This is a genomic window from Salinibacterium sp. VpJ6, assembly GCF_059767345.1.
In genome coordinates, this window is the sequence record NZ_JBSOQL010000002.1 from 53168 (window position 1) to 72499 (window position 19332).

Here is a 19332-nt window from a genome sequence, read left to right on the forward strand (position 1 = left end):
GGTAACTGCTTTCTTTCAGAAGTGAGGCCACGTTGTCGTGCCACTCGCAGCCTCAAGGGTAACGTGTAGCGGCGCCGCGGAGCTGAAAAAGCGCGTTTAGGAGGCGAGCACCTTGGCGATGCGTTGAAGGCTCACCGATTCGGCTGTTCCCAAGTGCTGGGCGAAGAGACTCAAGCGCAGTTCCTCGAGCATCCAGCGGGCGCGGGCGATCTGCGGTTCGGGATGCTGCTCGAGCGGTAGCGTGCCGCCCGCGTCCTTGTAGCGGCGGGTTGCCAACTCGACTTCGGACATCCACCCGCGGTCACGGCCGGGGTTCTCGGTGAGCTTCGTGACGCGGTGTTCGATGCCCTTGAGGTAGACGGGGAGGCGGCGCAGTTGGGTGAGCCCGGTCACCGAAACGAAGCCGGGATAGACGAGAGCATCGAGCTGTTCGCGCGCATCCCCGAGAGGCGCGATCAGATGCATGCTTGTCGCGGCACGAATCGCCTTATCGGCCAATCGCACCCCCGACACAATGGATGCCACGAGCGAGACAGTCGCAAAAAGCGAGTCGACCAACCCTGCCGAAATTTCGTTGCGCAGCGCCTCGAACTCGGTCTGCTCGAACACCTCGCGGTCGCCCATGACGGAGTCGACGCAGGCGCGCAGGCAGTCATCGAAGAGGGCGTTGGTCGAGCGGTAGGGGCTCTGCGCGAGCACGAGTTTTTCGGTGCCCGTGAGATGTTCGTTGATGTACCCGAGCGGCGAGGGAATCGCCAACAGCAGCAGGCGACGCACCCCACCTTGGTGGGCGATGGCCTGATCGTGCGGGGTCGACATGAGGCGAAGGGAGACCGAGTCGCCGTCATCCACGAGCGCGGGGTAGGCCCGAATGGTGTTGCCGCCGTGCTTCGTGTCGCGAGAGCGGTCGAGCTGCCCGAAGTCCCACGCGGTGATGCCGGAACGTTCGAGAGTGTTTACCGAACGCTCGGGTGATCGCCCAGCGGCGCCTTCAACGGCACGCGCCACACTCTCGCGGGCGGCGGGCTTGAGACTTGCTTGCAGGCTGCGCAGCGACTTGTTGGCGCCGACTTTCTTGCCGCGCTCATTGATCACCGCGAAGGTTACCTTGAGGTGGGCAGGCACTCGGTCGAGATCGAAGTCGGATGCCGCAACCTTCACATAGGTCAGGCGAGCGATTTCTTTGGCGAGATAGTCAGTGATGCCGGGGCCATCGTCGAGGGCGGCAGCAGCCGGATCAGCCGGCGCCTCCTCGAGCAGGCGGCGAGCCCAGTCGGCGGCGGGCACGACGTTGCGGCGGATCGGTTTCGGCAGTGACTTGATGAGCGCGGTGACAAGTTCTTCGCGCAACCCCGGTACTTGCCAGTCGAAGCCTTCGGGGCGCAGCCCGGCGAGCAGCGGGAGCGGCACAGCAACGGTGACACCGTCATCGTCGGTTCCGGGCTCGAAGCGGTAGGTCAGGCTCAGTGTCTGATCGCCGCGCACCCAGGTGGTGGGAAAGGCGGTCTCGTCGACTTCAGCGTCATCCGCGTTCTCGAGCAGGTCATTGGTGGTGAGCGTGAGCAGGTCGGGAGAGTCGTGGCGCGCCTTTTTCCACCAGCCCTCAAAGTCGCGAACCGAGGCGACGGTGGCGGGTATGCGTTTGTCGTAGAACTCGAAGATCGTTTCGTCATCATGCAAAATGTCGCGACGACGGCTGCGTTCTTCGAGCTGTTCGAGGTCGCGGCGCAGCGCGCGGTTGGAGGCATCGAAACCCCACACACGCTTATCGCGCTTGGTGAGGTCGTCTTCGCCCTCCACGAGAGCGTGACGAATGAACAGCTCGCGAGCGGCGGGCAAATCAACGCGCGAGAATTGGATGCGCCGGCGAGCGGCAAGCGTCACGCCGTAGAGGGTCACGCGTTCGAACGCGACCGCGGCGCCCTGTTTCTTCTCCCAGTGTGGTTCGGAATAGCTGCGTTTCACGAGGTCGCCCGCGAGCTTCTCGGCCCAGACGGGGTCAATCGCGGCGTTGGTGCGCGCGAAGAGCCTGCTCGTTTCCACGAGTTCAGCGCTCATGATCGCATTGGGTTGCTTCTTCGCGAGAGCAGAGCCGGGGAAGATGACAAAGCGGGTTTGACGCGCGCCAATGTAGTCGCGCTTCGCGACATCCTTGAGGCCAATGTGGCTGAGAAGACCCGCCAACAGCGAGCGATGGATGCCGTCGGGGTTCGAGTGCGCGTCACCAATAACCAGCCCAAGCGGCTTGGCCATCCGGCTCAACTGGCGGTAGACGTCGTGCCATTCGCGCACGCGCAAATAGTTGAGGTACTCGTTCTTACACAGGCGTCGGAACTGGTTGCCCGAGAGTTCTTTCTGCTTCTCTTCAAGATAGTTCCAGAGATTCAGCAGGGTGAGAAAGTCGCTTGTGGGGTCGATGAAGCGAGCGTGTTGCTGGTCGGCTTGCGGGCGCTTATCGAGGGGGCGCTCGCGGGGGTCTTGAATGCTGAGCGCGGCGACAATCGCCATGACCTCGCGCGTGGTGCCGTGCTGCTTCGATTCGATCACCATGCGGGCGAGGCGCGGGTCGATAGGCAACTGCGTGAGCTGCTTGCCGATGCGGGTGATGCGCGGGGCGGCATCCTTCGCGGCGCTCGCTCCCGCGCGCGGACCGTTCACGCTCGACGATGTTTTCGTGCTGCGGATGCCGGCGGTGTTCTCCACGGCGCCCAGCTCGGTCAGCAGGTCGAGACCGTCTTTGATGCCGCGCGAATCGGGTGGCTGCAAGAAGGGGAACTCGGCGATGTTGCCGAGCCCGAGCGACACCATCTGCAGGATGACCGCGGCCAGGTTAGTACGCAGAATCTCGGGTTCCATGAACTCGGGCCGCGAATTGAAGTCCTCTTCGGAGTAGAGGCGAATCGCAATACCGTTGCTCGTTCGGCCGGAACGCCCGGAGCGCTGGTTGGCGCTGGCCTGGCTAATCGCTTCGATCGGCAGGCGCTGAATTTTTGCGCGCGTGCTGTAGCGGCTGATGCGCGCGGTTCCCGCATCGATGACGTAGCGGATGCCGGGCACAGTCAAACTGGTTTCGGCCACGTTGGTGGCCAACACGATCCGGCGTCGCGTGCCGGGAGTGCGGCGTGACTCGAATACACGGTGTTGTTCGGCAGCGCTCAGGCGACCGTAAAGCGGCAGCACCTCGGTGCCTTCGTGCAACCCTCCACCGCTGATGCGGCCGCGAATCGCTTCTTCGGCATCCCGAATCTCGGTTTCGCCCGAGAGGAACACGAGCACGTCGCCGTCACTTTCGCGGGCGAGCTCGTCGAGAGCGTCGTTGATGCCTTGCAGGTAGTCGCGGTCGGCGCGGTTGGCGGCCTCTTCTTCAGCGTCTTCCGCTTCCAGCTCTTCGGCAACGAGCGGGCGGTAGCGAATCTCGACCGGATAGGTGCGGCCAGACACCTCAATGATCGGTGCGTTGTCGAAGTGTTTGGAGAAGCTTTCGGGGTCGATCGTGGCACTCGTGATGATGATGCTGAGATCGGGGCGCCGGGCGCGTAGCTGCTTGAGGTAGCCGAGCAGAAAGTCCACGGTGAGGCTGCGTTCGTGCGCCTCATCGATGATGATCGCGTCGTACTTTTTCAGGTCGCGGTCGCGGTGGATCTCGTTCAGCAGAATGCCGTCGGTCATGAGCTTCACGCGCGTGTTTTTGCCGACGCGGTCGGTGAAGCGCACTTGGTAACCGACGAGGTCGCCCATCTCGGTGCCGAGCTCTTCGGCGATGCGCTCGGCCACGGTGCGCGCAGCGATCCGCCGTGGCTGCGTGTGCCCAATGGATGTCTTACCCAGTTCCAGCAAAATCTTGGGCAGCTGGGTGGTTTTTCCACTACCGGTCGCGCCCGCGATGATCACGACTTGGTTGTCGCGGATGGCCGCCAAAATGTCGTCTTTGCGCTGGCTGACGGGCAGCTCGGGCGGGTACGTCACGACAACGTCAGCGGGTAGCGCGGCTGCGGTGCTGGCGGAGTGAACTTCGGAGGCAGACATAGCCCTTCAGCTTACGCGGTGTGGCGGTAACTAGGGCGTCGGTGACAACCAGCGGCGAAGCATCCGCGTCACGCCGGGTAGCAAGAGGTAGGTCATGATCGGCGTGAGGAAGAGCGTGGTCAGCAGCACCCGCACGACGATCGGCAGCTCATCCCAGCCGGGAACGAACATCGTCACGAGCAGAGTGAAGACGAGGTTGAGGGGGAAGAAGCCCAACCAGATGGTGACCGCTTGCTTCCAGCGCGGGGGAGCGGCGGGAACCGGCGAGACGAGGCCCGCGTGTTCCACCGTGATTTCGGTGGGCTCGTCGAACCAGCCTTCGATTCCGGTGCGTCGCTCAGTGCGCTGATCGTGCACAAACCCGCTGCCGCTCTGCAGCCACCACGCACGTTCGGGCGATTGTTCCCAGTGCAAAAGTGCTGCGTCATCCGCAAATCGGTAGAGCATGTGCCACGTGGTGCTGTTGGTGCCGGCGCGCACCCATCCGGAGCCGAGAAAGCCGGGGTAGCTGGTGGCAAGGTTGATGCCGGTCTGCATCCAAGCAGTTGCTTCGGCGATGCGCGCTGGGTCGACAGTGCGTTCGATTGAGATCGTGATCGGGGCGTTTTCGGGCGACATGAGCGCACTCCTTCTCTGTTGTCCAGCGGCAACAGTGACGGCCGGTGTGGGCTTCGCTGGCGTCAAGTCTAAGTTGGATGCTCGCCTGGGAGGCTGATCGTTGTGTTAAGTCTGTGCAACACCTCGACAGCCCACAAATGCTGTGGGCTCTCACCCTGCGCCCATCCGCGCATCACCCTCCCTGTGGGGTAGACACAGTTATCCACGCAGGAATGTGTCGTTCTTGTTGCGAATTGTGCGAATCGTCAGTTTCTATTGCCCTGACGTTCAGCAATACGGTGTAATTGCGGCCATGGGATTGGTCTACGCCGTCCCTTCGACCACCTTTCTACTGGAGGAAAGATGAAGAAGAAGCGCGTCTCAGCTGCCATAGCTGTGCTCGCGGCCGGAGCCCTCGCCCTAACAGGGTGTACTCCGCCGTATGAGTCAGAAGTAATTGCCGACACCGAGATCACGGTGGCGTGGAATGACTTGATTGACAACTTCAACGGAAGCAGTGCAGCAGGTAACAACACGGCGAACAACGTTGTGCTGTACATGATGAACTCGACGTTCCTGTACTACAACAGCGAGCCAGCTCTCGTGCGTAACACCGACTTCGGCTCGTTCGAAAAGACGAGCGATGACCCGCTGACGGTGAAGTACACCCTCAACGACAACGTCACCTGGTCTGATGGAACCCCCATCGACTCCGCCGACTTGCTGCTTGCGTGGACCACTATCTTCGCCGGTGTTGAGGATGCTGAGGGCGCACCGCTCTTCACCCACGCCAACCCGCGTGGCGACCTTGCTTCGGCTCTTCCGGAGATCGACGACAAGAGCATCACGATTGTGTATGACAAGGCCTACGTTGACTGGGAGATCCAGTTCGACATGGGTGTCGCCGCTCACGGTGTCGTGTCGCTTGCTTACCCCGAGATCACTGATCCCGAGGAAGCAAAGGAAATGTTCGTCGAAGCAGTTCAGAACGACGACGTCTCATGGCTCACCCCGGTAGCCAAGGCATGGAACGACGCTTACCAGGCGCCGAGCACTCCCGACAGCGACCTCGTTGCTCTCTCGAGTGGTGCCTACGTTCTCGACGAACTCGTAGAAAACGAGTACGTTGCGCTCAAGGCCAACCCGCTTTACACGTGGGGCCCGTCGCCTAAGTACGAACGCATCATTGTTCGCCAGATCGAGGACTCGACCGCTCAGGTTCAGGCTATCGAGAACGGTGACGTTCAGATTGCCGCCGGCCAGCCGACTCCCGACGTGCTTGAGCTCGTCAAGGGACTCGACAACGCTGACTACGTAACCGCGGATGAAGCGACTTACGAGCACGTTGACCTCACGTTCAACAACGGTGGTCCGTTCGACGCCGCCGCTTACGGTGGAGACGAAGACACGGCCAAGGCAGTTCGTCAGGCATTCCTGAAGGTCATTCCTCGTCAGGAGATCCTCGACAAGCTGATCGTCCCGTTGAACGAAAACGCCACCCTGCGTGACTCGGTACTCCAGATTCCTGGTGCTCCCGGCTACGACGAGATCGCTTCGAGCAACGGTTCGGCTGACTACGCCGAGGTTGACATCGAAGGCGCCAAGAAGCTGCTCGCTGATGCCGGAGTGACCACTCCCGTTGAGGTCAAGTTCTGGTACCCCGAGGGCAACGTCCGTCGTGCATCAGAGTTCGAGTTCATCCAGCAGTCGGCTGCTCTTGCCGGCTTCACGGTTGTTGACGACTCGGAGCCCACTTGGGCGTTCACCGACAAGGAAGCACTGCCGGTCAACCCGCACGACGCGGTTATCTTCGCTTGGCAGTCAACGAGCCTCGCGCTCACCGGTTCTGACCAGTACCTCGGTACCGGCCAGCCCAGCAACTTCGGTGGATACTCCAACACCGAGGTAGACGGACTCCTCAAGGACCTCGAGACCGAGCTGGACCCTGACGCCCAGACCGAGATTCAGGTTGCAGTCGAGAAGCTGGTGTGGGAAGACGCTTACGGCGTCACCATCTTCCAGTTCCCCGGAATCACCGTCTGGAACAACTCAGTAACGAACGTGGACCCGAGTCCGCTGTCGCCGACCTACTTCTGGAACTTCTGGGAGTGGGCGCCGACCGACTCCGAGTAATTACTCGGTAGCGCTCACGAGTGGGCCGGGCTCCTAGTCCGGCCCACTTGCGTGCACGTCGTAATGCCGTTCAGCGGCACTGTTTTGTTCTGTTTTGCATGCCCCCGAAATGAGGATCTCCGGTGCTGACCTTTGTCGCCAGGCGCCTTGTGGCCACTCTTTTAGTTCTGCTTGTGGCCTCATTTATCGTCTATGTACTAACCGCCAATTCCGGTGATCCGCTTCGAGAACTTCGAGGCAGTCGAGATCCCAGCGCTCAAGATCAAATCGCGTACTTGAGCGGGCTGCTCAATCTCGATCAGCCTCCCGTGCTTCGCTACTTCTCCTGGCTCGGAGGAGTCGGGGCCTGCTTCATCGGTCAGTGCGACCTCGGCATCTCGGTCGCCCGTGGCCAACAGCCCGTGATCGAAGCCATCGGTGGAGCACTCGGCTCCACACTTCAACTGGTGCTCGCCGCAACGATCCTCGCGATCGTCATCGGTGTCGCCATCGGAATGACGACCGCGCTTCGCCAGTACAGCGGTTATGACTACGTCGTCACGTTCCTCACCTTCGTCTTTTACTCGCTCCCCATTTTCTGGGTCGCGGTGCTCCTCAAAGAGTTCGGCGCCATTCAGTTCAACTCGTTCCTTGGCAACCCCGTCATACCGTGGTGGTCGATACTCATCATCGGTGTCGTGATGGGCTTCATCGCCTCATCGATCGTCGGCGGCGAATTGCGAACCAGGGTTATTTCTTTTGTGAGCGTTGGCGGCGGAATTGCCGCGTTGCTTATCCTTCTCGATGTCACTCGCTGGTTCGAAAGCCCCTCGATTGGCTTCGTCGGTATAGCGCTGATGTCTGTGGCGACGGGCGCGGTCGTGCTCTTCACCTCCACCGGCTTCCACAACCGTCGCGCTTTGCTCGCCGTGGGAATCATCGTCGTTCTCACTGTCATCTTGAGCTGGCCGTTCCAGTTCCTCTTCTACTACGTCAACAGCCCGTGGACCGTGCTGCTGGTGCTCGCCATCTTGGTGGGGCTCGGCCTGCTCGTAGGGTTCTTTGTCGGAGGTGACGGCAAGGCCGTCGTTGCTCGTACCGCCGCCATCGTCGGTGGCTTGGGCGTGCTTCCGCTCGTGCTCGACCAGATGTTCATCCGCTGGGACGAGTATGTTGCGCGCATCCCGCTCAGCAACGGTGTGATCGCGACGATCGGTGCTTCGACTCCCGCCATCCGCCGCGTGGATGACACGTGGCTGAACATGCTCGACTCGCTGACCCACATGCTGCTGCCCACGATCGCGCTCATGATCATCTCTCTTGCGGCCTATACGCGCTACGCCCGCGCCAGCCTGCTCGATGTCATGAACCAGGACTACGTGCGCACTGCTCGCGCCAAGGGTCTCGGCGAACGAACCGTCGTGATGCGTCACGCCTTCCGCAACGCCATGATCCCAATCGCGACCATCATCGCGCTCGACTTCGGGGCGGTGATCGGTGGTGCCGTGATCACAGAAAGAGTCTTCGCCTGGCAGGCGATGGGCTCCCTCTTCAACGAGGGGCTTCACCGCATCGACGTGAACCTCGTGATGGGCTTCTTCCTCGTTACGGGCATCCTCGCCGTTATCTTCAACGTTATTGCCGACCTCTTGTACTCGGCCCTTGACCCCAGAATTCGGGTGAGCTGATCATGACCGACAAGAAGCCCGTAGCCGACGAACAGTCGTCGGGCCAAGAACTCAGCATCGAACAGCGTGCCACGGTAGGTCTCAGCCAGGGCGCTATCGTGCGCCGCCGTTTCCTGCAGCACCGCGGTGCTGTTGTCTCCGTGTTCGTGTTGCTCTTCCTCGTACTGCTCGCGTTCACCTCGGTGGGCACCGTGATCGGCGGCACCGGAAAGCTCACGCCAGACCCCAGCGGTACCCGCCTGATCGTCGACGGATTCCGCATCCCCGGGTGGTGGGGTTACACCTGGTGGGAGCGCTACGACATCATGCTCCCCGGTGGTGCCCCGACCTTTACGTGGTGGCCGTTCAGCTTTGGCGAGCACCCCTTCGGTCAAGACAACACCGGTAAAGACGTCTTTGCTCGCGTGATGCGCGGCATGCAGCAGTCGCTCAACGTCGTCTTCATCGTGGGAATCATCTCGACCGTTATCGGCGTCGTTCTCGGCGCTCTCGCGGGGTACTACCGCGGGTGGGTTGACCAGGTCATCATGCGTCTTACCGACGTGATCATCATCGTGCCGCTGCTCATCCTCGGTGCCGTTCTCGGCCAGACGATCGGTGGCGACGCGTTCCTGCTTGCCGTCATGATCGGGCTCATTGCGTGGACCGGAATGGCACGACTCGTGCGCGCCGAGTTCCTGAGCCTGCGCGAACGCGAGTTCGTGGATGCAGCCCGGGTGGCTGGCGCCAGCGACTTCCGCATCATCTTCCGCCACATCCTGCCCAACACAGTCGGCGTGATCGTCGTGAGCGCAACGCTGCTGATGAGCGCGGTGATTCTGCTCGAGACCTCACTGAGCTTCCTCGGTTTCGGAATTACGGCTCCGGATATTTCGCTCGGTCAGATCATCAGTGAATACAACGAAGCGTTCAAGACGCGCCCGTGGCTGTTCTGGTGGCCAGGTCTGTTCATCGTGGTGATCGCGCTGTGCATCAACTTCATCGGTGATGGACTGCGCGACGCGTTCGACCCTCGCCAGAAGCGTGTTCCTCGTCAGCGCAGCCTGGGTTCCGAGATTGGCAACTTCTTCAAGGCGTACATTCCCGGCGCACGTCCCGGCGACGGAACGTCCAACAAATGAGTGTGGCGCAGCTAGCCGAACGTCGTGAGCATGCTGAGCAGAGTCAGCGCCACGAGAGCCGCGATGGTGCGCCAGTGCCACGCGACTCGCAGCTTCGTGAACTCGCTCGTGGCGTCATCCAGATGTCCAGCATCGCGCAACTGCTCCCAGTGCTTACGGATGACGTATGCAGCCTGACCGGAATCGGACGTGATGAGGTCGCCGGGTCGCACCGTGCCCGCAAGGTAGCTCGATTCGGGCAGGTTCTTACCGTCTTGGCGCACAGCGCTGAACACGGCATGACGGCCCGGAGCGGGGGCAGCCCACGCGGTGACCGTGCCATGCGCGGTCTCCAGAGTGAGCGCGTACTTGGTATCGATGCGGCGAATTTCGGGCCACGCGACCTCGATGGTGCGCAGTACGTTGCGCAGGGTGACACCCGACGCCGTGACGCGAACATTGGGGCGCCAGAACATGCCCCACGTGAGCAGGCCGAGCAGTCCGAAGACGGGCGCGACCTGCAGAGCATCCAGCCACCGGCCTTGAAAAGCTGTGACAAGAAGTCCCGCTGCGAAGGCAGCAATGACAACAATCGAAAGTACGCGCCCGAATCGCGAGTGCAGGGTGAAGTTTGGCGACACGGAACCATGTTCCCACGAGAGCCACGCATCCAGGGTGAAAGGCGAGACTCCTGATGACTGAATCAGCTACTACCGAGGCAACCGCGAAGGTTCCCGCGATCGAGGTCACTGACCTCGGTGTCGACTTTTGGGTCGAGGGCGAGTGGGTTACCGCTGCCAAGAACGTGAGCTACACGCTGCAGGGTGGCGAAGTGCTCGCCATCGTGGGCGAATCGGGTTCGGGTAAGAGCACGAGCGCAATGGGGCTGCTCGGACTTCTGCCAGAGAACGGACGTATCTCGGGCAGCGTGAAGCTGGCCGGTGAAGAACTGGTCGGAGCATCCCTGCACCGTCTGCGCCAACTGCGCGGTGCCGGTATCGCCGTGATCTTCCAAGAGCCCATGACGGCGCTGAACCCCGTGTACACGATCGGGTTCCAGATCGTGGAGGCGCTTCAAGTGCACAACGCCGGCATGCTGCGGGTGGATGCCAAAAAGCGCGCCCTGGAACTGCTCGCGATGGTGGAGCTTCCCGACCCGCAAAAGGCTTTCGACTCGTACCCGCACCAGTTGTCGGGAGGTCAGCGCCAGCGTGCCATGATCGCTCAGTCGATCTCGTGCGACCCCCGCGTGCTCATCGCAGATGAGCCGACGACGGCGCTCGACGTGACCGTGCAGGCCGAGATCTTGGAACTGCTGCATCACTTGCGCTCCAAGCTCGACAGCGCGATCATCCTCATCACCCACGACATGGGTGTCGTTGCCGACCTCGCCGACCGCGTCATGGTCATGAAGGACGGCGAAGTTGTGGAGACGGGAACAGCAGACTCGCTGTTCGCCGGAGCCACGCATCCGTACACTCAGGCTCTGCTCGCAGCGGTTCCTCACCTCGGTGAAGCCGGCGAAGCATCCGCCTCGAAGGATGATCGTGAGGTCGTCGTGACGATGACCAACGTCGCCATCGAATACCCCAAGCGTGGCCGGGTTCCCGCATTCCGCGCTGCAGATGACATCAACCTCACGATTCGCCAGGGCGAAGTTCTGGGTCTGGTGGGGGAGTCTGGCTCGGGCAAGACCACGATCGGTCGCGCGGTTGTCGGCCTGCTTCCCGCAGTGGAAGGCACGCTCGACATCGTTGGCACCAATATGGTCGGCATCAACAAGGCCAACTTGCGCGCCGTACGTCGTGACATCGGCATCGTCTTTCAAGACCCGGGTTCCTCTTTGAACCCCCGGATGCCGATCGGCGAGAGCATCGGAGAGCCGATGCGCCTCGGTGGCGGCTTCAGTCGCAAAGACGAGGAAGCCCGCGTGAGCTTGTTGCTCGACCGCGTGCAGCTCTCGGCCCACATGCGCAACCGTTACCCGCACGAGCTTTCGGGTGGTCAGCGTCAGCGCGTTGGAATCGCCCGTGCGCTCGCGCTCAGCCCCAAGCTACTCGTGGCCGATGAACCTACTTCGGCGCTCGACGTCTCGGTGCAGGCCAAGGTGCTCGAACTCTTTCAAGAGCTCCAGAAGGAACTGGGCTTCGCCTGCCTCTTCGTGACCCACGACCTGGCCGTCATTGACATTCTCGCCGACCGCATCGCTGTGATGCACCGCGGAAAGATCGTCGAGCAGGGCACCCGCGATCAAGTGCTGCGTAATCCCCAAGAGGAATATACGCAACGCCTTATCGCAGCCGTTCCGCTGCCAGACCCTGAGGAACAGCGTCGCCGCCGCAGCGAGCGGGAAGCGCTCTTCTCCTAATACGGAACTTCAGCAGACGGCGGGAACCCGATTCCCGCCGTCTGCTTCCCGTGACCAACCGGGCAAGGAACAGGAAATCTAGTGTTCCGTGCTGGCTGGAGCTAATGTCGTCGACTCGTCACTCGTGGTGGTGTCGGCGATTGCCTTGATGTCGTCTGAGGTGAGGGGAACCCACGGCGAGCCGTCGGGGTCAGAAGAGAACGCCGCAGGGCTGTCGCCCTGGGTCCACCATTTGGCTTGATACACGCTGCGGTGCCAGACGATCTTGGTGCCGGCGAGGTAGCTGGCGTCTTCTTTCCAGATCGGATACGGGCTCGTTGCCGGGTCATCCACGAAGTCCGACGGGTCGGCGGGTTCCTCTGTCGTGATGGTCTTGGCTGAACTCGCGACGTGACCATCGAAGCCCTCGGCAAGAACATCGGCGAAGTGGCGGCCGAGTTCGGCACGCGGCACGCGAGCGTGCGCCCGGAAGCGCTGGTAGGCGCCGTGGCGCGCAATCAAGTACATGAGCGCGGAGAACGTCAAGAACGTCACCACGATCAGGTACGACACTGCTTCTGCCGTGAAGCGGAAGCTCTCGGTGCCGTTGTTGATGAACTGACGCAGGATCGTATAGATCACGTACGTCAGCCAAAAGACAACGGTGGCGACAATCGCTAGGCGAGCGAGCGCGATGGTGCGATCGCTCGGCGCGGGATGAACGGTGGGCAGCGGTTCGACGCGTGATTCAGCGCCCCATTGGCGACGCCGGGCAGGCGCAACCATAGGATTTTTGGGCATGTTGGTTAGGTCCCCTTGTGCAAGATCGGCGATTTTCGGGTAATCGCCGTCGGGTATCTTGCACGCCCAGTATTAGTACTGGGCCTAGTCTTTGCAAGAAAATGCTACGGGACGACTAATTGCTCTACTCGCCAAAAGCGGTCTAGTAAGCTGCGGAAACGCCTTGAATAACGTTGTTCACCCGGGGGAGGAATGGATGCCTCGCACCATCGCCATCATTGGCGCTGGTCCTTCAGGACTTGCTGCTGCCCGCGCACTCGATAAGGCAGGCATTGCGTACGTCGGATTCGAGTCCGCGGCCGACGTCGGAGGCCTCTGGAACATCGATAACCCGCGCAGCACAATGTACGAATCTGCGCACCTCATTTCCTCGCGCACGACGACCGAGTTTCGTGAACTGCCGATGCAGTCGACTGCCGACTACCCAAGCCATCGTGAATTGCGCAAGTACTTTCGGGCGTACAGCGATCGCTTCGATCTCGGTGAGAACTTTCTCTTCAACACCACGGTAGAGCGGCTCGAGCCCACCGACGATGGCGGCTGGAACGTTACGAGCGTGACGCGCGGCTATGTGCCGCGAACGAAACGATTCGACGGCGTGATCCTGGCTAACGGCACTTTAGCCCACCCCAGCATCCCGCAGTTCGAGGGTGAATTTGCTGGTCAGATCATTCATTCGAGCGAGTACAAGAAAGCTCGCATCTTTGCGGGCAAGCGCGTGCTGGTTGTGGGCGCAGGCAACAGCGGTTGCGATATTGCGGTGGATGCGGTGCACCACGCCAACAGCATTGACCTGAGTGTGCGGCGGGGGTACTACTTCGTGCCGCGCTACCTGTTCGGCAAACCAGCGGACACCTTGAACCAGGGCCGACCGCTGCCGGCGAAGATTAAGCAGTTCGTTGACACGCGCGTGCTGAAGGCCTTTACGGGTGACCCAGTGAAGTTCGGTTTTCCGCCCGCGGACTACAAGATCTATGAGTCGCACCCCATTGTGAACACGCTGGTGCTGGGGCACCTCGGTCAGGGCGACCTGCGAGTGGTGCCCGCGCCGGAGCGCTTCGAGGGCAATACCGTGCACTTCACCGACGGCACGGAAGCCGATTACGACCTCATTGTCTTGGCTACCGGTTACTCCTTGGACTACCCCTTTGTTGATCGTGAGCACCTTAATTGGTCTTCCCTCGCCCCCGAGCTCTATCTCAATATTTTCCCGCCCAGCTTCAATGGTCTTTATGTCATGGGAATGATTGAGGCCAGTGGCATTGGGTGGCAGGGCCGGTACGAACAAGCAGAGCTGCTCGCGGCCTACCTCGCCGCTCAAGACGAAGCTCCCCGGGCTGCGGCGCACTTTCGCGCGCAGGTTGAACAACCGTGGCCCGATCTCACCGGCGGCTACAAGTATTTGGCGCTGGAACGCATGTCGTACTACGTCAATAAGGATGCCTACCGGCGCGCAGTGCGGCGCGCTCGTGAGGCCCTTACCCGTAAGGCACGCGACATTAAGGAACAGTCATGACCATCGATGATGCGCTGCTCAACTTCAGTCCGGGCTCGCTCATCGCGCTGAGCATTGTGCTCGGCCTCATCATGTTCGGCATCGCCCTCGATACGAGCATCGACGACTTTCGAGCGGTGCTGAAAGCTCCCCGCGCCTTCGCGATCTCCCTTGTTGCTCAGCTCGTGCTCTTGCCCGCCGTCACGTTCGGGCTCACGCTACTGCTGCAGGTCGGCCCCTCAATTGCGCTCGGGATGATTCTGGTTGCGTGTTGTCCGCCGGGAAATATTTCCCAGGTTCTCACCTATCGAGCGCGGGGCAACGTTGCTCTCTCGGTCTCGATGACGGCGGTCACCAACGTGATTTACATCGTCATGTTGCCGGTGAACCTGTCCCTGTGGGGAGGCTGGCACCCCACAGCATCCGCGATTGTTGAAAATGTCAGTCTCAACGGTTGGCAGATGCTGCTAGAAATCGTTCTGATTATTGGGCTGCCGTTCGTGCTCGGTTTTGCGATCAAGAACCGCTGGCCGGCATTCGCCAAGAAGGTGCAGCCCACCGTGAAATGGATCAGCCTGCTGGCACTGCTGGGGTTCATCATCGCGGCGCTTGCCGGTAACTTCGCATTCTTCATTGCCTACGTTGGCGTTGTCTTGCTGGCTGTCTTCTTGCACGACGCCGTTGCGCTCGGCCTCGGTTACGCCAGTGCACGTCTTGGAGGTCTGGCGCTCTACGAAGCCAAAGCGGTGACCTTTGAAGTGGGAATTCGGAATGCGGGGCTGGGGTTGGGTTTGGTGTTCACCTTCTTTGGGGGACTTGGCGGAATGGCCGTTGTTGCGGGATGGTGGGGTATCTGGGACATCATCGCCGGGCTCGCACTGGCGACCTGGTGGGGCCGCCGCAAGGCACGGGGTGCCACAGACAGCTCGGGGCCGAATTCCGGTAGCTCAGCAAACGAAGCGGAGGCACACTCGTGAGTCGAGTTCTTGTGACGGGTGGCACCGGATTCTTGGGCACATCGGTAGTGGCAGGGTTGGCTGCATCCGACGCCATTGAATGCGTGGTCAGCGCCGATATTCGAGCTCCCAGCCCCGGCGTGCGACTGCCGGGGGTGCTGTACGAACGCGTTGACGTGACGGATGCCCCTGACCTGCCCGAGCTGCTGCGTCGCCACGAAATCGACACAGTCGTTCACCTGGCTTCCATCGTGAACCCGGGCGAGAGCACCACGGTCACTCAAGAATTTGCGGTCGACGTTGAGGGTTCGCGCGCCGTGTTCGACGCCTGCGTTGCGGCTGGAGTCTCGCGCGTGGTCGTGTCGTCGAGTGGTGCGGCTTACGGTTACCACCCGAATAATGCTGAGTGGATTGTTGAGAGCGACCCCATTCGTGGCAATGATGACTTTCCGTATAGCCGTCACAAGCGCATGGTCGAAGAGATGCTGGCCGAGTTGCGCGAAACGGCACCGCAACTGACGCAGACAGTGTTTCGTATCGGCACCATCTTGGGTCCGGCAGTCGACAATCAGATCACGGCGCTCTGGGAGGGGAAGCGGGTTTTGAAACTCGCTGGCTCAGACAGCCCGTTTGTGTTCGTCTGGGTGGATGACGTCGTCGAGGTCATGGTGCGTGCCGCCAGTGGTGGCCCGGCCGGGATTTTCAACGTCGCGGGAAACGGCAAGATGACGGTCGCGGAGATCGCGAGCGCGCTCGGCAAGAAGATGTTTGTGATTCCGCCGTGGTTGTTCACTGTGGCGCTGGGCATTGGCCACGCCCTCAAGCTCACGCCCCATAAGCCTGCTCAGGTCAACTTTCTGCTGTATCGGCCTGTGCTCGACAACACTGCGCTCAAGAACACCTTCGGTTTCACCCCGAGCAAAACGAGTCGGGAAGCATTCGCCGCTTATCTCGAGGCTCGCGCACTGCGCTGATCTGTATACAGTTCACCGAGAATTTGGCTTGATTTCTTCTAGATCAAGCCTAGACTGAAGTTCTTGTATACAAACTCACGTTCTGGGGCCTCTCGCCCCGGTGTTGAGTTCGCTGGTTCAGGAGGTGCGCATGGCAACACCACTCAGAGCTAGCGATCGCGCCTACCAAGCGCTGCGCGACGACATCGTTGAATGGCGACTCGCTCCCGGCACGATTCTCGGCGAAGTCGAACAAGCGGCGCGGCTCGGGGTCTCCCGCACCCCGCTGCGCGAAGCGCTGTCGCGGCTCATGACGGATGGGCTGGTGGCAAGCCAATCCGGTCGGGGACTTGTGGTCACCGACGTGTCGGTCAACAACATCCGCGAACTCTTTGACGTGCGCAAGGCCCTCGAAGTGAAGGCCGTACGTTTGGCTGCCGAGCACCACACCGGCAGCACCTTTGCTGATCTCGAGCGCGAGTTCGAGGCCGTGCCCCAAATGTTGGCGCGTGACGATAGCGACCGGAGCGCGTACTTCGATCTCGTGCGCCGTTTCGATAGCGCCGTGGACGATGCGGTCGCCAACGACTACCTCACGGGCGCGCTGAACTCGCTACGTACCCATCTCGTGCGCGTGCGTCGCCTCGCCAAAGACAACCCCGAGCGACTGGCCGCAGCCGCTCGCGAACACCTTCTTATTGTGCAAGCCATCGTCGCTCGCGACGCTGAGCTTGCCGCGCACGCCACTCATGTTCACCTCCATCACGCGCTCACGAGCGCACTAGCCATGGCCGCAGATTCTCCGCTGCGCGCCGCCAATTGAAAGGCTCCATTGTGAAAGACCACGCCCTCCGCGTTTACCGCAGCGACGAGAACCTCGCTCGCGAAGACCAGCTCGCCCACAAGATCGCAGCGATCGCTGCAGAACAGCTCGAACCCACGGATGCCGTGACCGACATGGTCATCAACCGAGTGATTGACAACGCTGCTGTTGCCACCGCATCCCTCACCCGGGCGCCGGTTGTTGCTGCTCGGGCGCAGGCCGAGCGCCACCCGTACACGCCAGGAGCTACCGTGTTTGGTTCCGACGAGCGCGTCAGCCCGGAGTGGGCAGCTTGGGCCAACGGCGTTGCCGTGCGCGAGCTCGACTACCATGACACCTTCTTGGCCGCCGACTACTCGCACCCCGGTGACAACATTCCGCCGATCTTGGCTGTTGCCCAGCACACTGGCCGCACGGGTGCCGATCTGTTGCGCGGCATCGTCACCGGCTACGAGATTCAGATCGACCTCGTGAAGGCGATCTGCCTGCACAAGCACAAGATCGACCACGTTGCCCACCTCGGTCCGAGCGCCGCCGCTGGCATCGGAACCCTCCTCGGTCTCGACACCGAAACGATCTTCCAGGCTGTCGGCCAGGCGCTCCACACGACCACCGCCACGCGCCAGTCGCGCAAGGGTGAGATCTCCACGTGGAAGGCCCACGCTCCCGCTTTCGCCGGCAAGATGGCCGTTGAGGCAGTCGACCGTGCCATGCGCGGGCAGACCAGCCCCACCCCGATTTATGAAGGCGAAGACGGCGTAATCGCGTGGATGCTCGATGGTCCCGATGCGCACTACGAAGTTCCGCTGCCTGAGTTGGGGGAGCCGCGCACCGCGATCCTCGACTCGTACACGAAGGAGCACTCGGCCGAGTATCAGGCGCAAGCGTGGATCGACCTCGCCCGCAAGCTCGGGCGCGAGCATCCTGAACTGGTTGAAGAGAACATCAACCGCATCGTGCTGCACACGAGCCACCACACGCATTACGTGATCGGCTCAGGAGCCAACGACCCGCAAAAGTATGACCCCAACGCGAGCCGCGAAACGCTCGACCACTCCATTCCGTACATCTTTACTGTTGCCCTGCAAGATAAGGAATGGCACCACGTGCGCAGCTACGCGCCTGAGCGCGCCAACCGCCCAGACACGGTGGCGCTGTGGAAGCGCGTGACCACAGAAGAAGACGCCGAGTGGACACGTCGCTACCACTCAATCGACCCCGCCGAGAAGGCATTTGGTGGTCGCGTCGAAATCGAATTGACCGACGGTAGCCGCATTGTTGAAGAAATCGCCGTCGCGGATGCTCACCCGCTCGGTGCTCGCCCCTTCGCTCGCGCTCAGTACGTCTCCAAGTTCCGCACCCTCGCGGCTGGCGTGCTCGCGAGTGACGAAATCGAACGCTTCTTGGCTGCGGCCGAACGCCTGCCCGAGCTGAAGGCATCCGAACTCGGAGAGCTGACCGTACGCGGCAGCTTCCCCGCCACCACCGCCAAAGGAATCTTCTAATGCTGTACGCCCAAACAGATCCAGCCACCAAGCGAGCCCAGTTTCGCGAGCGCCTCGCGAGCGGCGAACTGCTGCGCGTGCCCGGTGCGTTCAACCCGCTGAGTGCTCGCCTGATCCAAGACAAGGGCTTTGACGGCGTCTACATTTCGGGCGCTGTCATCAGCGCCGATCTGGGGTTGCCCGACATCGGTCTGACGACTCTCACCGAGGTGGCTGGTCGTTCGCAGCAGATCTCGCGGATGACCGACCTGCCGTCACTCGTTGACGCCGACACCGGTTTCGGCGAGCCCATGAACGTGGCTCGCACCGTGCAGACCCTCGAAGATGCCGGAGTCTCTGGGCTCCACATCGAGGACCAGGTCAACCCGAAGCGCTGTGGACACCTTGATGGCAAAGCGGTTGTCGATACCGACACCGCCCTCAAGCGCATCCGTGCGGCTGCCGACGCGCGCCGCGATCCGAACCTGCTGATCATGGCTCGCACCGACATCCGTGCCGTTGATGGTTTGGATGCTGCGATGGACCGCGCCAAGCAGCTCGTTGATGCGGGCGCCGACGCGATCTTCCCCGAGGCAATGAAAGACCTCGGCGAGTTCGAGGCGATGCGCAATGCCGTGGATGTTCCGATCCTCGCGAATATGACAGAGTTCGGAAAGAGTGAGCTTTTCACGACAACACAATTGAGCAATATCGGCGTAAACATTGTTATTTATCCCGTAACCCTGTTGCGTAGTGCCATGGGTGCTGCAGAGCGCACCCTCGATGCAATCAACGCCGACGGCACTCAGCAGTCTGTTGTCGGTGAGATGCAGACGAGGGCCCGCCTCTACGAACTCCTCGACTACGAGAGCTACAACTCTTTCGATTCGTCGGTGTTCAACTTCACTCTCGATAACCACTTTTAGTTGACTGTTTTCACCACTCTTGAC

At 61.4% G+C, this 19332-nt stretch carries 14 protein-coding genes; 10 read left to right on the forward strand and 4 right to left on the reverse strand.

The genetic code is table 11. From position 1 onward, the window contains the following. Positions 1 to 96 precede the first annotated feature (96 nt). Together hrpA and ACWTV1_RS09305 are read right to left on the reverse strand one after the other, a co-directional pair. Positions 97 to 4026 (reverse strand): ATP-dependent RNA helicase HrpA, encoded by a 3930-nt coding sequence (gene hrpA, locus ACWTV1_RS09300; protein ID WP_498505095.1) that lies wholly within the window; start codon positions 4024 to 4026, stop codon positions 97 to 99. 30 nt (positions 4027 to 4056) lie between these two features. Beyond that, positions 4057 to 4644 (reverse strand): antibiotic biosynthesis monooxygenase, encoded by a 588-nt coding sequence (locus ACWTV1_RS09305; RefSeq protein WP_498505096.1) that lies wholly within the window; start codon positions 4642 to 4644, stop codon positions 4057 to 4059. Positions 4645 to 4986: 342 nt separating this feature from the next. Between ACWTV1_RS09305 and ACWTV1_RS09310 the strand changes: the two genes are divergently transcribed. From ACWTV1_RS09310 to ACWTV1_RS09320, 3 genes are all read left to right on the forward strand, one after another. Beyond that, positions 4987 to 6756: an ABC transporter family substrate-binding protein gene (locus ACWTV1_RS09310; protein WP_498505097.1), complete on the forward strand. Its 1770-nt coding sequence runs from the start codon at positions 4987 to 4989 to the stop codon at positions 6754 to 6756. 149 nt (positions 6757 to 6905) lie between these two features. After that, positions 6906 to 8423 carry an ABC transporter permease gene (locus ACWTV1_RS09315; protein WP_498505098.1) on the forward strand — a complete coding sequence of 506 codons (1518 nt, stop codon included), beginning with the start codon at positions 6906 to 6908 and terminating at the stop codon, positions 8421 to 8423. 2 nt (positions 8424 to 8425) lie between these two features. After that, on the forward strand, positions 8426 to 9544 hold the full coding sequence (locus tag ACWTV1_RS09320; protein ID WP_498505099.1) for an ABC transporter permease: 1119 nt from the start codon (positions 8426 to 8428) through the stop codon (positions 9542 to 9544). Positions 9545 to 9555: 11 nt separating this feature from the next. Here the strand turns inward: ACWTV1_RS09320 and ACWTV1_RS09325 are convergent, their stop codons facing one another. After that, the gene (locus ACWTV1_RS09325; protein WP_341620469.1) at positions 9556 to 10164 is read right to left on the reverse strand and encodes a PH domain-containing protein; all 609 of its coding nucleotides are present in this window, start codon (positions 10162 to 10164) and stop codon (positions 9556 to 9558) included. Positions 10165 to 10217: 53 nt separating this feature from the next. Between ACWTV1_RS09325 and ACWTV1_RS09330 the strand changes: the two genes are divergently transcribed. After that, the gene (locus ACWTV1_RS09330) at positions 10218 to 11891 is read left to right on the forward strand and encodes an ABC transporter ATP-binding protein (RefSeq protein WP_498505100.1); all 1674 of its coding nucleotides are present in this window, start codon (positions 10218 to 10220) and stop codon (positions 11889 to 11891) included. A gap of 78 nt (positions 11892 to 11969) precedes the next feature. On the opposite strand, the gene ACWTV1_RS09335 is transcribed toward ACWTV1_RS09330, so the two are convergent. After that, the gene (locus tag ACWTV1_RS09335) at positions 11970 to 12671 is read right to left on the reverse strand and encodes a hypothetical protein (protein ID WP_498505101.1); all 702 of its coding nucleotides are present in this window, start codon (positions 12669 to 12671) and stop codon (positions 11970 to 11972) included. Positions 12672 to 12867: 196 nt separating this feature from the next. Between ACWTV1_RS09335 and ACWTV1_RS09340 the strand changes: the two genes are divergently transcribed. The 6 genes from ACWTV1_RS09340 to prpB all read left to right on the forward strand — a co-directional run bounded on the left by ACWTV1_RS09340 (position 12868) and on the right by prpB (position 19308). Beyond that, positions 12868 to 14187: a flavin-containing monooxygenase gene (locus ACWTV1_RS09340; protein WP_498505102.1), complete on the forward strand. Its 1320-nt coding sequence runs from the start codon at positions 12868 to 12870 to the stop codon at positions 14185 to 14187. Beyond that, positions 14184 to 15143, forward strand: coding sequence for a bile acid:sodium symporter family protein (locus tag ACWTV1_RS09345; RefSeq protein WP_498505103.1), 960 nt, complete (start codon positions 14184 to 14186; stop codon positions 15141 to 15143). The genes ACWTV1_RS09340 and ACWTV1_RS09345 overlap by 4 nt, the downstream gene beginning before the upstream one ends. Further along, positions 15140 to 16096 carry an NAD-dependent epimerase/dehydratase family protein gene (locus tag ACWTV1_RS09350; RefSeq protein ID WP_498505104.1) on the forward strand — a complete coding sequence of 319 codons (957 nt, stop codon included), beginning with the start codon at positions 15140 to 15142 and terminating at the stop codon, positions 16094 to 16096. Before ACWTV1_RS09345 ends, ACWTV1_RS09350 begins: the two co-directional genes overlap by 4 nt. 130 nt (positions 16097 to 16226) lie before the next feature. Next, complete coding sequence (locus tag ACWTV1_RS09355) at positions 16227 to 16898, forward strand: GntR family transcriptional regulator (RefSeq protein WP_498505105.1); 672 nt, start codon at positions 16227 to 16229, stop codon at positions 16896 to 16898. Positions 16899 to 16906: 8 nt separating this feature from the next. Continuing rightward, the gene (locus ACWTV1_RS09360; protein ID WP_498505323.1) at positions 16907 to 18403 is read left to right on the forward strand and encodes an MmgE/PrpD family protein; all 1497 of its coding nucleotides are present in this window, start codon (positions 16907 to 16909) and stop codon (positions 18401 to 18403) included. Further along, entirely contained in the window at positions 18403 to 19308 is a 906-nt protein-coding gene (gene prpB, locus ACWTV1_RS09365) for a methylisocitrate lyase (RefSeq protein WP_341620460.1), read from the forward strand. The genes ACWTV1_RS09360 and prpB overlap by 1 nt, the downstream gene beginning before the upstream one ends. The last annotated feature ends 24 nt before the right edge of the window (positions 19309 to 19332 follow it).